11 protein-coding genes are annotated in these 13,479 nt (G+C 56.6%); 6 read left to right on the forward strand and 5 right to left on the reverse strand.

Annotation, left to right across the window (positions count from 1 at the left end; all coding sequences use genetic code 11):
- The first annotated feature begins 3 nt into the window (after nucleotides 1-3).
- The 4 genes from AC2FGC_RS17555 (at nucleotide 4) to AC2FGC_RS17570 (ending at nucleotide 5,269) form a co-directional block, all read left to right on the forward strand.
- Nucleotides 4-933 (forward strand): ABC transporter permease subunit, encoded by a 930-nt coding sequence (locus AC2FGC_RS17555; protein ID WP_496725071.1) that lies wholly within the window; start codon nucleotides 4-6, stop codon nucleotides 931-933.
- A gap of 1 nt (nucleotide 934) precedes the next feature.
- Nucleotides 935-2,740: an ABC transporter ATP-binding protein gene (locus AC2FGC_RS17560; protein WP_496725073.1), complete on the forward strand. Its 1,806-nt coding sequence runs from the start codon at nucleotides 935-937 to the stop codon at nucleotides 2,738-2,740.
- Between the two features lie 310 nt (nucleotides 2,741-3,050).
- Complete coding sequence (gene galU, locus AC2FGC_RS17565; protein ID WP_496725075.1) at nucleotides 3,051-3,944, forward strand: UTP--glucose-1-phosphate uridylyltransferase GalU; 894 nt, start codon at nucleotides 3,051-3,053, stop codon at nucleotides 3,942-3,944.
- Between the two features lie 248 nt (nucleotides 3,945-4,192).
- A complete protein-coding gene (locus AC2FGC_RS17570) occupies nucleotides 4,193-5,269 on the forward strand; it encodes a DUF2793 domain-containing protein (protein ID WP_496725077.1) in 1,077 nt (358 codons plus the stop codon).
- A 33-nt stretch (nucleotides 5,270-5,302) separates the two neighbouring features.
- Here AC2FGC_RS17570 and fcl read toward each other — a convergent pair whose 3' ends face one another.
- The 5 genes from fcl to AC2FGC_RS17595 all read right to left on the reverse strand — a co-directional run bounded on the left by fcl (nucleotide 5,303) and on the right by AC2FGC_RS17595 (nucleotide 10,387).
- On the reverse strand, nucleotides 5,303-6,280 hold the full coding sequence (gene fcl / locus AC2FGC_RS17575; RefSeq protein ID WP_496725079.1) for a GDP-L-fucose synthase: 978 nt from the start codon (nucleotides 6,278-6,280) through the stop codon (nucleotides 5,303-5,305).
- Nucleotides 6,281-6,290: 10 nt separating this feature from the next.
- Complete coding sequence (gene gmd / locus AC2FGC_RS17580; RefSeq protein ID WP_113790783.1) at nucleotides 6,291-7,415, reverse strand: GDP-mannose 4,6-dehydratase; 1,125 nt, start codon at nucleotides 7,413-7,415, stop codon at nucleotides 6,291-6,293.
- A gap of 128 nt (nucleotides 7,416-7,543) precedes the next feature.
- Nucleotides 7,544-8,428, reverse strand: coding sequence for a phytanoyl-CoA dioxygenase family protein (locus AC2FGC_RS17585; RefSeq protein WP_496725081.1), 885 nt, complete (start codon nucleotides 8,426-8,428; stop codon nucleotides 7,544-7,546).
- 256 nt (nucleotides 8,429-8,684) lie between these two features.
- Complete coding sequence (locus tag AC2FGC_RS17590) at nucleotides 8,685-9,554, reverse strand: DUF5666 domain-containing protein (RefSeq protein ID WP_496725083.1); 870 nt, start codon at nucleotides 9,552-9,554, stop codon at nucleotides 8,685-8,687.
- Between the two features lie 2 nt (nucleotides 9,555-9,556).
- On the reverse strand, nucleotides 9,557-10,387 hold the full coding sequence (locus AC2FGC_RS17595; protein ID WP_496783022.1) for a DUF6502 family protein: 831 nt from the start codon (nucleotides 10,385-10,387) through the stop codon (nucleotides 9,557-9,559).
- Between the two features lie 153 nt (nucleotides 10,388-10,540).
- Between AC2FGC_RS17595 and AC2FGC_RS17600 the strand changes: the two genes are divergently transcribed.
- Together AC2FGC_RS17600 and AC2FGC_RS17605 are read left to right on the forward strand one after the other, a co-directional pair.
- The gene (locus AC2FGC_RS17600) at nucleotides 10,541-12,166 is read left to right on the forward strand and encodes an amino acid adenylation domain-containing protein (protein WP_496725087.1); all 1,626 of its coding nucleotides are present in this window, start codon (nucleotides 10,541-10,543) and stop codon (nucleotides 12,164-12,166) included.
- Complete coding sequence (locus AC2FGC_RS17605) at nucleotides 12,166-13,479, forward strand: ferredoxin reductase domain-containing protein (RefSeq protein ID WP_496725089.1); 1,314 nt, start codon at nucleotides 12,166-12,168, stop codon at nucleotides 13,477-13,479. The genes AC2FGC_RS17600 and AC2FGC_RS17605 overlap by 1 nt, the downstream gene beginning before the upstream one ends.

Raw genomic sequence — 13,479 nt, forward strand, 5'->3', positions numbered from 1 at the left:
GCAATGCTTGGTAAATCACAAAAAGCCGCCCACCTGGCCGAAGACATCACCGATTACACGGTCATTCAGGGGCGTTCACTCTGGCAGGACGCACGGATGCGTTTTGTTCGCAACAAAGCCGCCATGGCGAGCCTGTTCATTCTGGCGATGATCGTGTTGTTCACGATCATTGGCCCCTACTTTGCCGTTTGGAGCAACGAGGAAATCGACTGGAACGTCATGGGCGACGTACGCGGCATGGGAATGCCGTCCGCAGAGACTGGACATTTCTTCGGCGTCGACGATCTGGGGCGCGATCTATACAGCCGTGTCATTCAGGCGACGACAACATCACTGCTCGTCGGGCTGATCGGTGCCGCGACGGCCCTGATCGTTGGGACCTGCTACGGTATTGCCGCGGGCTATATCGGAGGCCGCACTGATGGCGTGATGATGCGCTTCGTCGATATCTTGCTGGCCATTCCGGCGACGCTCGTCATCATCCTGTTGCTGGTTGTCGCGGGTCGATCGTTCGTTATGCTGTTTATCGCACTCGGCGCGGTTGGTTGGCTGACGATGGCACGGATTGTTCGAGGCCAGACCCTGACCCTAAAAAATCGCGAGTTCATTGAGGCCGCACGCGCAGCTGGGGTTAGCGAGTTCACCATCATGTATCGCCATATCCTGCCCAACCTTCTGGGCGTGGTGATTGTATATGCCTCGCTGCTGGTACCGGAAATGATCTTGACGGAAAGCTTCATCTCTTTCCTCGGTCTCGGGATTTCTGAACCCTACACGTCGCTGGGTCGCTTGATCGCCGAAGGGGCCGGGACGATGGGCTATGGCACCTTGTGGCAACTGTTGTTCCCGCTGACATTCTACGTCGCAATCATCATCACCATGTTCTTCATAGGTGATGGCCTGCGTGACGCTCTGGACCCGAAGGATCGCTGATATGAGCCTGTTTTCCGTAAAAGACCTGGGCGTCCAGTTCAACACCGCCGATGGCGTAGTCGAGGCCGTCAAAGGCATCAGTTTTGACATCAATCCAGGCGAATGCCTGGGCATCGTGGGCGAAAGTGGGTCCGGCAAAAGCCAGACATTCATGGCCGCGATGGGCCTGTTGCCACCTGCGGGGCAGGCAACTGGTTCTGCCATGCTGAACGGTCAGGAAATTCTGAACCTGCCGGTCAACAAGCTGAACCAGATCCGTGGCGACGATGTCGGCATGATCTTCCAGGATCCGCTGACCGCCCTGACCCCGCATCTGCGGATTGGCCAACAAATGCGCGAAGTTCTGCAGGTTCACGAAGGGCTGCAAGGTTCGGCTGCTCGGGCGCGATGCCTGGAATGGCTGGACCGTGTACGCATCCCCGAGGCCAAACGGCGCCTGGACCAGTATCCCCACGAACTGTCAGGCGGTATGCGCCAGCGCGTGATGATCGCAATGTCCATGCTGTGTAACCCGAAGCTGTTGATTGCGGATGAACCCACAACCGCGCTGGATGTCACCGTTCAGGCAGACATTTTGGACCTGATGGTACGCCTGCAAAAGGACGAAGGCACGGCGATTGCCCTGATCACACATGACATGGGCGTTGTCGCGCGTATGTGCGACCGCGTTCAGGTCATGCGTCTGGGTCAATTCGTCGAAGCTGGTGAGACGCGCGAAATCTTCCGCGCGCCAAAGCATGAGTACACACGAACATTGCTGGAAGCGATGCCGCGTATTGATGCCGGCGATGCGCCCAAGGCTCTTGATAAGGTCGATGACCCTCTGCTGAAAGTTGACGATGTCAAAGTGCACTTTCCAATCCATGTCTCGGGCGGATTGTTTGGGCACAAAGTCCCGCTGAAAGCCGTTGATGGCGTCAGCTTTGACATCCGCAAGGGTGAAACACTGGGCGTGGTGGGCGAGTCCGGCTGCGGCAAGTCAACGCTGGCGCGGGCCGTTCTGCAATTGATCGAACCCAGCGCGGGTAATGTCAGCTGGCTGGGCCATCCTATTGTCGGGTTGAAACGGCGCGAACTGAACAAGTACCGCAAGGACTTGCAGATCGTGTTCCAGGATCCACTGGCCAGCCTCGATCCGCGGATGACCATCTCGGCCTCAATTGCGGAACCGCTGAAGACCTATCGCCCTGACCTGACCGAGCGGGAACGCAAGAAGCTGGTCGCCGAAATGATGGAAAGGGTCGGCCTGAAAGCCAACATGATCAACCGCTATCCGCACGAGCTTTCGGGCGGTCAGAACCAGCGCGTCGGCATTGCGCGGGCGATGATCAACAAACCCAAGCTGATCATCTGTGACGAAGCCGTGTCGGCATTGGACGTGTCAATTCAGGCGCAGATCGTGGAACTATTGCGCGAGTTGCAGCAGGAATTTGGTCTGTCGATGATCTTCATCAGTCATGACCTTTCCGTGGTACGCGCTGTATCGAACCGGATCATGGTCTTGTATCTGGGCCGGATCGTGGAGTTGGGTGACGGAGAAGTGATCTGCTCCGATCCGATCCACCCATACACGAAATCGCTGATCTCGGCCGTGCCAATTCCGGACCCGGACGTAGAGCGCAGTCGCACACGCCTGAAATTGCCCGGCGAACTGCCCTCACCGATGGATCCGAAAGCCGCGTTGCGTTTCCTGCCCAGTCGTTTGGCGGCTGGTCAGAATGACTATGTTCCGCAACTTAGCGAAGTAAAGCCCAATCATTTTGTGGCCGAGCACGACTCGCTCGAAGCGATCATGGCTAAGGCATAACTTTCCTGCCCCGAAGCAAGTCCTTGCATTCGGGGCGGGTTCTTCCTGGCAATATCAAGGACGCCAAATTGTTTCCTATTTGAAGCCAATACATGCCGATAAGCGCGCTTTATACTAATTTAGCGCCGCAACCGAGGCTATGATTTGGCCGCCTTGAACAAGGCATTTTGACTTCCCAATTCAACGGTGGCACGATTTCTCCAACTTGGCTGGCTTTGCCTATTTGCGTTGATTGTTCCAACCGCGCGCACTATTAGGTGGCGTCGACAAAGCGCATTCATTCGGACAAGACATTTAGTTGAGAGGTAGTATGGGACGTAAGGTCACAAAGGCAGTTTTTCCGGTAGCGGGTCTTGGCACACGCTTTCTGCCTGCGACAAAGTCGGTACCTAAGGAAATCATGACCCTGGTCGATCGCCCGCTGGTTCAATATGCCATCGACGAAGCCCGGGCCGCCGGGATCACCGAATTTATCTTTGTGACATCCCGCGGAAAATCGGCGCTTGAGGACTATTTTGACCACAATCAAATCCTTGAACAAACGCTTAAGGAAAAGGGCAAAGACGACCTGTTGGAAACGCTGAATGCCACCAACATGGAAAGCGGGGCGATCGCCTATATCCGGCAGCACAAGGCCTTGGGGTTAGGTCACGCTGTTTGGTGCGCGCGCCGCTTGATCGGAGATGAACCATTTGCGGTCATGCTGCCTGACGACGTTATTGCCGCGGAAAAACCGTGTCTGCAGCAGATGATGGAAGCTTATGAAGAAACCGGTGGCAACATGGTTGCCACAATGGAGGTTCCTTCTGAAAAGACAAGCTCTTACGGCGTTCTGGATGTAGGCGATAACATCGGGACAGTTGTCCGCGCGCGCGGCATGGTCGAGAAACCGAAACCCGAGGAAGCACCGTCCAATCTGGCGGTTATCGGCCGTTACATTCTGCGTTCATCGGTGCTGTACAACCTCAACCAGAATAAGCAGGGCAGTGGCGGCGAGATTCAACTGACGGACGCAATCGCCGAAGACATCAGAAACGGTGTCCCGGTCTTCGGGTACAAATTCGATGGGCAGCGGTTTGACTGCGGGTCCAAAGCGGGTTTCCTGCAGGCGACCGTCGCCTTTGCGCTGGCGCGCGATGACCTTCGAGAGGATTTGCAGAAATACCTGCACGACGTTGTCGCCACGGGTCAGGCAGCTCAGTAACCAGGGATGACGGCCTCGAAGACGAGGTAAACGGTATCGTTTAAAGGGCAAACTGCGGGCATTGCAGTTTGCCTTTTTCTTTCGGTGTGGATGAAAGGCCCAGGGGGCGATTGGATAGCCCTTCACTCAGCCAGAATATTGGCACGACATTAACCGAGCGTTCGTACCGGTCAGGTGGGATTCACGTGAGGCACGGCAGTCTGGCGCGCAACGCAATTGTCGATCCGACAACCAACGGAGAATGCCCTTTGTCCCAAAATTCGCCCAAATTGAACCTGCCATTCCTGCAACCTTCGCAAGCGCAAAAGCACATCACACATAACGAAGCCCTGAGACGCCTTGATCTGATCGTCCAGCTGAGTGTTGCGTCTACCAATGCCTCAACCCCGCCCGCAGTTCCGGCACAGGGTGAGCTTTATGCCCTTGGATCGACACCCATCGGCGATTGGTCGGATCATGCCGGAGACCTTGCAGCCTGGTTGGACAATGGCTGGCATTTTATAACCCCCAAATCCGGCTGGCGCGCGTGGGACCAAGAGAATAACCGTCTGACAATTTGGGACGGGTCAGCATGGATCGAACCCCCGACCACGACGCAGAACCTGCCAGGCATCGGAATCGCCACCGGGCACGACACGACCAACCGTCTGTCAGTGCGCGCGCCGGCAACCTTGCTAAGCCACGAAGGTGCCGGGCATCAACTAAAGATCAACAAGGCAAATGCCGATGAGACCGCATCCCTGTTGTTTCAATCCAATTGGACCGGTCATGCAGAAATGGGTCTGTCCGGTAGCACGGGATTTTCTATCAAGGTCTCGCCGGATGGGAACAATTGGTTTGAGGCGTTAAGCTTTGATCCAGCGTCCGGGGTCGCCTCTGGCACGGCCGTGCAAAACAGCGCAGAGGACACAACAGCTGGCCGCCTGATGCGGGCTGACTATGGCTATGGGCCCGGAAATATTTTGGGGGCGGTCACGCAAAGTAGCGGAACCCCGACCGGCGCTGTGATTGAGCGAGGAGCCACACCAAGTGGTGATTTCGTCCGGTTTGCTGATGGCACCCAGATTTGCACCGCTACACTAGATGCAACGACTTGCACAAACACCGAAGGTGCACTGTTCGCAAGCTCGTCGGAAACATGGGATTTTCCAGCCGCCTTTGCTGCCGGCACCAACCCGGCAATCAGCGGCAGTGGGGGCGCGATCAGCAGGTTCATGGGCTTTGATGAACCGTCCGAAACTCAGGTCGTGTACAAAGTTCTTTCGTCTGCTTCTGACGCGACGGCTTTACCACCAACGGCCATAGCTATTGGCCGCTGGTTCTGATCCGCCAGACTGCCCGGATCTTTGTCCGAGCGGTCACTTCGCGCGAAGTTCTGCCTCGGCTTGCTCCAGAAACCAGGCATAGGTTTCACGAATCCCGTCTTCGATCCCGATAGTCGCGCGCCATCCCATGTCGGCCAGCCGGGAAACATCCATCAGCTTCCGCATAGTACCGTCCGGCTTGCTGACGTCTTGCGTAATCCGCCCGGTGAACCCGGTGATCTTTGCCACCATCGCCGCCAGTTCCGCGATCGAAATATCTTCGCCACATCCCACGTTGATATGGCTCAGCATGGGTTGGGTATTTGCCTCATACTCAGCACGGGGCAGGTCCATTACGAACAAAGACGCCTCAGCCATGTCGTCAACATGCAGAAACTCGCGCCGGGGCTTACCTGTGCCCCAGATGACAACCTCCTTCAGCCCATTCCGCTGTGCCTCGTGAAATCGGCGGATCAGGGCGGGTAGGACGTGACTGTTTTCAGGGTGAAAATTATCGCCAGGTCCGTACAGGTTTGTCGGCATCACGGAACGATAGTCCACGTCATGTTGTCGATTGTAGCTTTCACACAGCTTGATTCCGGCAATCTTTGCCACGGCATAGGGTTCGTTTGTCGGCTCTAGCACACCTGTCAGCAGGGCATCTTCGCGCATTGGTTGCGGCACAGCGCGCGGATAGATGCAGGAACTACCCAATTGCAGCAGGTTTTTGACCCCCGCGGCAAACGCCTGATGGATCACGTTGCACTCGATCATCAGGTTTTTGTAAATGAAATCCGCCGGGTAGGTGTTGTTGGCATGGATTCCGCCGACTTTAGCCGCCGCCAGAATGACAACGTCTGGGCGCTCGGCCTGCATGAAATCGGCGACAGCGGCTTGACTGGTCAGATCAAGTTCCGCATGGGTCCGTGTTACAAGTTCTAGCGCCTCACCTGATGCCTGACGGTCTTGCAAGCGACGCAGGATTGCGCCGCCGACCATGCCGCGATGCCCGGCGACGTAGATCTTGCGCATGCCCCCCGCCTCAGCCATTTTCCAGAGTGACCGGCAATTCATAACCATGCTGTTTCAGCAAGGCATGCCGTTTGGCTGTCTTCAGGTCCTCGGTGATCATTTCAACGCACATCTGCTGAACCGTCAGTTCCGGTTCCCAGCCCAGTTTGTTTTTGGCGTTCGAAGGATCGCCAAGCAATGTTTCCACTTCGGCCGGGCGGAAATATTGCGGATCGATGCGCATGATGACATCGCCGGGCTTCAACGCAGGTGCACTATCGCCCTCGACGGATTTGACCGTAGCGATTTCATCGACGCCTGTACCTGAGAATTCAAGCGTCACGCCCAGTTCAGCGGCAGACCATTCGATGAATTGCCGCACTGAATACTGCACACCCGTTGCGATAACAAAATCCTCGGGGGCGTCCTGTTGCAGCATCAACCATTGCATCCGGACGTAATCCTTGGCGTGCCCCCAGTCGCGCAGGCTGTCGATGTTGCCCATGTAAAGGCAGCTTTCCAGACCTTGTGCAATGTTGGAGAGACCACGGGTGATCTTGCGCGTCACAAAGGTTTCGCCCCGGCGTGGGCTTTCATGATTGAACAGGATGCCGTTGCAGGCATACATGCCATACGCTTCGCGGTAGTTCACTGTAATCCAATAGGAATACAGCTTGGCCACCGCATAAGGGGAACGCGGATAAAACGGCGTTGTCTCGCGTTGCGGTGTTTCTTGGACCAATCCGTACAGTTCGGACGTGGACGCCTGATAAAAGCGTGTCTTTTTCTCAAGACCCAGAAAGCGGATCGCCTCGAGAAGGCGCAACGTACCGATCGCGTCGACATCAGCGGTATACTCGGGCGATTCAAAACTGACCGCCACGTGGGACTGAGCGCCAAGGTTATACACCTCGTCCGGCTGAACCTCTTGAATGATGCGCGTCAGGTTCGATGTATCGCTTAGGTCACCGTAATGCAGGTGCAGGCGCGGATTGGGCACATGCGGGTCCTGATAAATGTGGTCAATGCGCTGTGTGTTGAACGAAGATGCACGGCGCTTGATCCCATGGACTTCATACCCTTTTTCCAGCAATAGCTCAGCAAGATAAGATCCGTCCTGCCCTGTAATACCAGTCACCAATGCTGTTTTTGTCATAGCCGCGATCCGAGAATATCTGATTTGCTTTTCGCCGCCTCAGAAACAGCAATATACCCCTGAATGCAACCCTGCGCCACGATCGGGCTTTGATTCAACTGCAGTTGACCACCGTTTGCGCACGCGCTTCAGAACGACGCATATAACGGTACTGAGCCTTTTGCACCTTCTGCCAGCGCTGCGCTTTGATCGCTGCGAACCCTGTCGTACAGCGCAAGCGCATCAGCAGAAAACAACTCGGTTGGTGGCTCGACATGAACAAAATTGCTTTGGCCGTCCTGACCGCGCGCCAGCATGGCATAGTCTCGCTCGGCAACCAGTTGCTTGGCATTCGGGTTAAGATAGCGGATTGCAAGACCAATACGCCGGTCACCCGATTGATTGGGCCCCGAACCGTGGATTGTCAGCCCATGATGCAGAGACATCTGCCCTGGTGCCAATTCGATGTGGGTCTTGTCTTTCTCGGCGACATCCACAGCAACCTCTTGTCCGCGCGACAGAAGATTGGTGTCTGAATACGTGTCCTTATGGGGAAGGATCGGGTTCTTGTGGCTGCCGCGCACAAAATCCATACACCCACTTTCAACCCTTGCCGGCGACAACGCAATCCAGGCGGTGACCTGATCCGGGGTTTCACCCATACCCCAGTAGGTCAAATCCTGGTGCATCCCGACGGTATGGGCTGTGTGCGGCTCTTTAATGAAGAATTCAGCTGACCAGACCATGATATCCGGCCCCAATACACCCTCAACCACATCCAATACGCGGGGATCCGTCGCGACACGCGCCGCAAGCGGCATCACCAGATGTGCGTTGACCCGTTTATAGGTGTTCAACGGCAAGGGCAGATCCGCGTCAAGCCACTCCCGCTCTATCCGCTCAAGCTCAGCGCGGGTTTCGGCAGCCTCCTTTTCGGAAAAGATGGTCAGCGGAAAAAGAAACCCATCCCCCCAATATTTGTCGGATTGCGCCTGGCTAAGTACGACGTCACGCGTTGGGGTGCTTTCAGACATCTGGCATACCTTCTTGAAAACTTGCTTTCCCAGAGTTTTACCCTGCGCTGCCCGCAGGGTGCTTATCCTACGTGCGACGATAAGTTCAGCTTTGCCTTTGGGGCAAGTCACCTCGCGTTTCATTTCTGAAACGCTTTCGTGCTTTCAAAACTCCGGCCGAATCCACACGGATCAGACCTTATGATTAGATTGACGGCACGACTAAACCCTCCCGGATCAAACGTGTCGCCGGAAAGCCAAAACCAGAGTTCACGTTTCAGCATCCCAGCTGAGCGAAAGCACCTATGCTGCCTGCATTCACCAACCCGCTGCCGTCGCCGCAGCGGATAACAAGGGTGTTCGGGTCTATCATCTCGGGCTGATCGCTATAGGCGATCAAGCCACTTCCCAGCACCGTATACAACCCACTGGGCTGGGGTTCCGAGTAATAGCCCTGAACCTGAACAACGCCGACCGCACCGGCGAACAGCCCGGCTTCTTGACGCTCGGCCATAATCCCGTCGCGTGTTGGCTGCCCGACAACTCGAACAAGATCACCCGGCGACAGATGTTGCGGCTCAAGCCCACTGACAACGCTTGCCCCGATCACTGTTTGGGCCTGAGGGTCAGACCCAAGATATGTGCCGGACAACCGCGCCTGATGCCCAACGCTTGTCAGTTTTTCAATGTGTGAAGCGCGCACTGACTGACCTTGCCACAATCCGCTGATAGCGACCCAATCGCCGACCTGAATGTCTGCACGCCGTTCAAACGCAACTTCGGTCCCAAGAACCGATATCCTGCCGTCCTGCACGCTGGACACTGGTCCGACCAGCGGCAGGACCTGACGGATGTGTTTTGCGTGCCACCCACCATTTTCCTGAGTTACAACAACCGCAACGGTATGACCCGGCTTCAACTCGCCCGCAGTGATCAGAGGAGCCGAGCCGGCAACCGGCATCTGGTCATCGAACAGAATATGCTGCCCATTTACATGGATGCTGCCCAGATGGGTGATCGTGCCCACGATACCGGTGCCGATAATGCCACCTTCACGATCAGTTTCACCTTTGTCTTCGGCCTGAATCGGAGCGGGCAGCCAAAACACCATAAAAAACGCCGCGAGCACACGAAGAAACACACCCATGCCTACTCATCCTCTTTCGTGTTTTTACTTGGCACCCTTTGCGGAGAGGGCAGGACAAAGGCGCCCATTGCAAACCGACCGCTGTGATCGCCGTCACTGTCCTTTTCCTGTAACGCGCGAGCGAGGGCATTGATTTCTAGCAACAATGATTGCGCCCGATCTGACGAAAATTGGCGCAACTCTTCAATTGATTCAGGCGACATATGAGAATACCGAACCGCGCGGTCGAAATTTCTTGGAGCATCCGGCTCGGCCAGCAGGTTCTGTGTTGCCGCCGCAAGGTGCGCAGACAGTGTCGCCTCGTAGGCCGCCACCTGTTCAGCGCTGCCAGCAGAAGGAAGAAAGGCTTGGGACAACAGGCGAAGATTGCCTTTGCCGACCTGTTCCACGTTCTTTTGGTCGATCAAGGTTTCCAGAACGGTACCTGGGGCCATGTCCACACGCGCGCGCCGCACCAAATCATCAAATCCCGGGCCAGTTTCGTCGCCTTTGCGGCTCAGCAGCCGTGGCGCGCCCAAGTCGTCCAAAAATTCGGGCGTCGTCGACCAAAAGCTGATGACCAGTGCCGCCGCATTACAACTGCGTTTCAAAGGGGCATCATCGTCGGTGTTGCGCAGCCTTTTGACATCCTTGCGATGCAGGCCCGTCAACAGGCTGGCGCGGCTGTCGCTTAGCTTTCCGTCTGTGCTTTGCTCAGCTGCCGTCAGCAGGGCTTGTTTGAGCGCTTCGGTCGCGGTGCCAAGCGTCACCCCATGCGCAACCATTGCCTGCGCCAGTGGGACCAGCAACGCAGACAGGGCGGTTTCAAGAGGAGGTTTGGGATCATTCGACATTAGGGAACTCGTCACGGATTGGTAGTTGATAACATTTTCCTAGAATTAACGAATTCAACGCTTTCGTGTTCAAAATGTGATCGAATGTGATCTTTAATGGGAATTTTTCCCATTATCACTAAGGTGTGACCCCTTCTTGAACTGGAGAATGCCATGCACCTTATCGCAACCGATCCCCAGACAAACTACCCCCCCCTATCTCAAACCGATTTAACCCGCACAAAAAAACCGGGTGCGTTGGACGCGCTCAGCCCCGAAGATCAAGAGCTGTTTCTATCCTTTGGTTGGGGCCCGCAGGTTCCGCCACGCTATGCCACCATCGCCGACGCGCTGCGCCAGTCGTTGCGAGATCAACCCGATGCCACCGCGGTGGAATGCGCGGACCATAACCTTAGCTACCGGGCGCTGGACGAGGCCTCGAACCGATTGGCAAATGTCATGCGCGCCCATGGCGTGAGACGCGGCGACGCGGTGTGCCTGTTCCTGCATCGTTCGGTCGAAATGGTCGTAGGTATCGTCGCCGCCATAAAGCTTGGGGCCGCTTATATTCCGCAGCATGTCGGTGTCGCGCCGACGGAAACCTTACGCCATGTTGCGAATGTAACTGGTGCAAAAATCATACTCAGCCTGAGCGAACTGGCAGATCAAATCCTCGTTGGACTAGACCAGACCCTGATCACAATTGATACGACGATGTTCGACCCGATGCTGGACGCCCCGGCCCCCGGCCCTGCTTATCGGGCCAGCCCCGACGATTTGGCGATGATATTGTTCACGTCCGGCACTACCGGCGTTCCAAACGGCGTACAGGTCAGCCATCAGAACCTGGCCAACATCCTGCTGACCGCCCCCGGGGATCTGGGGATGCGGCCGGGCTTGCGGGTCGGACAGATCCTGTCGATCTCATTCGACATGGCCGCGTGGGAGATCCTTGGCGCTTTGTCCAATGGCGCAACTTTGGTGATCCGTGGCAAATCGATTCAGGAAACGGCCGAGAAGGTGGATGTACTGATCGCCACACCTTCGATACTGAATGCACTGGACCAGACCCGCTGCACGCAGGTCAAGGCTGTCGCCGTAGCGGGCGAACCTTGCCCCCGCCCGCTGGCCGATCGCTGGTCAACCTTTTGCACTTTCTACAATTCCTGTGGTCCGACCGAGACCACCATCATCAATACGGCCGAACCGCATCACCCCGACAAACCGGTTCTGTCGATCGGGCGCCCGACACCGAACAACACGGTCTATGTTCTGGACGACAACATGCGCCCTTTGCCCATCGGCGAAAAGGGCGAGATGTGGGCTGGCGGCGATTGCGTCACAGCCGGTTACCTCGCCAACCCCAAACTGACGGCCGAGCGTTATCGACCCGACCCATTCCGACCCGGCCATATGATGTTCCGCACCCGGGATCTGGGACGCTGGACGAAGACCGGTGAGTTAGAACATTTCGGGCGCGTTGACGACCTAGTCAAAGTACGGGGTTTTCGGGTTGAGCTGGACGGCGTTACATCCGCGCTTGAGGCCTCGCCCTGCTGTCAGCAGGCGGTGACGTTGCAATATGACAGCCGCAATCTGGTCAGCTTTATCTCACCGTCGTCGGCCTGCCCCAAGCAGGCGGCACAATCCGTTTCGGATCGCTTGCCATATTACTGCAGCCCCGCCGTTGTAGTCCCGATGGACACGCTGCCCCGCACTCCGCGCGGCAAACTGGACAAGCGTCTACTGCTGGATCTCGCGCGCACCCATATTGCGACAACTGGTGCGGAGTTGAGCTGATGACGACCCAGACGACAAATCTTGACACAGGTGGCCTGAACTGGCGGCGGGTGACCCGCCACCCGGCCCTGATGGAATACCGCCGCCTGGTGATGCTAGTTGCATTGGTGAATCTGGCCGCCTTTGGGTTTGGATTGCGCGATGGGACTTGGTTCGCTGAGAATGCATTCACGCTCGGCCCTATTGCGGATATGGCGCTGATCAACCTCAGCCTCGGTATCCTGATCCGACAACAGCGGGTGGTCAACGCCCTGTTCTGGCTGGCCACACGCATTCCCACATCATGGCCACTTTGGATCCGTTGGGGGGCCGGCAAGGTGTTCCACTTTGGCGGGTTGCATTCCGGCGGCACCGTCACTGGGACCATCTGGTTCGGTTTTCTTCTGTTTGCGATGATTTGGAACCGCTCCAACGGCGCCGCCGTGCCCTCAGACCTGACACTGGGCCTGAGCGCCACAATGGTTGTCTTGATGACATTGATGGTGATTTCGGCCCTCGGCCCGATCCGCGCCCGGTTTCACAATGCATTCGAGAAAACGCACCGCTTTGTCGGCTGGACGGTTTTAGGATTGTTTTGGGCGCAGACGATCTCGATCACTAAGGACATGGGGGGCATGTTGTTGCACAGCCCGGCCTTTTGGATGCTCTGCCTGATCACCTTGTCGATCCTGTCCCCTTGGCTGACCCTGAAACGCGTGAATGTCCGGATCGAAAAGCCGTCAAACCATGCGGTGATTGCGCAGTTTGACTATGGAGATACTCCGTTCCCCGGCAGTTCGAACGCGATCAGCCACACCCCGTTTGGCGAGTATCACTCATTCGCCAATATCCCATCCCCGGACCAGCCGGGTTACCGATTGGCCATCAGCCGTGCGGGCGACTGGACCGGGCGTTTTATCGACAATCCGCCCAAGAAGGTTTGGGTCAAGGGTATCACCACATCAGGTGTCGCACGGATCGAAGTGTTGTTCAAAAAGGTGGTGTATGTAGGCACCGGTTCAGGCATCGGACCGATCCTGCCGCATCTGCTGGCTAAAGAGGTGCCAAACCGCCTGATCTGGTCCACCCGCAGCCCACGCAAAACCTATGGTGACGCGCTGGTGGATGAGATCGAGGCCAACACCGAGCAGCCTTTGATCTGGGACACCGACGAAGACGGCAAACCGAACCTTTCGGCCCTTGCCTTGCAAGCCGTTCGCGACAGTGCGGCTGAGGCGGTCATCGTGATCTCAAACCAAAAGCTGACCCGCAAGGTAGTGCATGACATGGAAAGCCTTGGCATTCCCGCCTATGGCGCAATTTGGGATAGCTGA

It is taken from the genome of Ruegeria sp. CDSC054, assembly GCF_059610645.1.

Bases quoted from the DNA above. Each gene is read 5' to 3' on its own strand.
- AC2FGC_RS17555 (WP_496725071.1), top strand. From the start codon at position 4: ATGCTTGGTAAATCACAAAAAGCCGCCCACCTGGCCGAAGACATCACC.
- AC2FGC_RS17560 (WP_496725073.1), top strand. From the start codon at position 935: ATGAGCCTGTTTTCCGTAAAAGACCTGGGCGTCCAGTTCAACACCGCC.
- galU (WP_496725075.1), top strand. From the start codon at position 3,051: ATGGGACGTAAGGTCACAAAGGCAGTTTTTCCGGTAGCGGGTCTTGGC.
- fcl (WP_496725079.1), bottom strand. From the start codon at position 6,280: ATGCGCAAGATCTACGTCGCCGGGCATCGCGGCATGGTCGGCGGCGCA.
- gmd (WP_113790783.1), bottom strand. From the start codon at position 7,415: ATGACAAAAACAGCATTGGTGACTGGTATTACAGGGCAGGACGGATCT.
- AC2FGC_RS17585 (WP_496725081.1), bottom strand. From the start codon at position 8,428: ATGTCTGAAAGCACCCCAACGCGTGACGTCGTACTTAGCCAGGCGCAA.
- AC2FGC_RS17590 (WP_496725083.1), bottom strand. From the start codon at position 9,554: ATGGGTGTGTTTCTTCGTGTGCTCGCGGCGTTTTTTATGGTGTTTTGG.
- AC2FGC_RS17595 (WP_496783022.1), bottom strand. From the start codon at position 10,387: ATGTCGAATGATCCCAAACCTCCTCTTGAAACCGCCCTGTCTGCGTTG.
- AC2FGC_RS17600 (WP_496725087.1), top strand. From the start codon at position 10,541: ATGCACCTTATCGCAACCGATCCCCAGACAAACTACCCCCCCCTATCT.
- AC2FGC_RS17605 (WP_496725089.1), top strand. From the start codon at position 12,166: ATGACGACCCAGACGACAAATCTTGACACAGGTGGCCTGAACTGGCGG.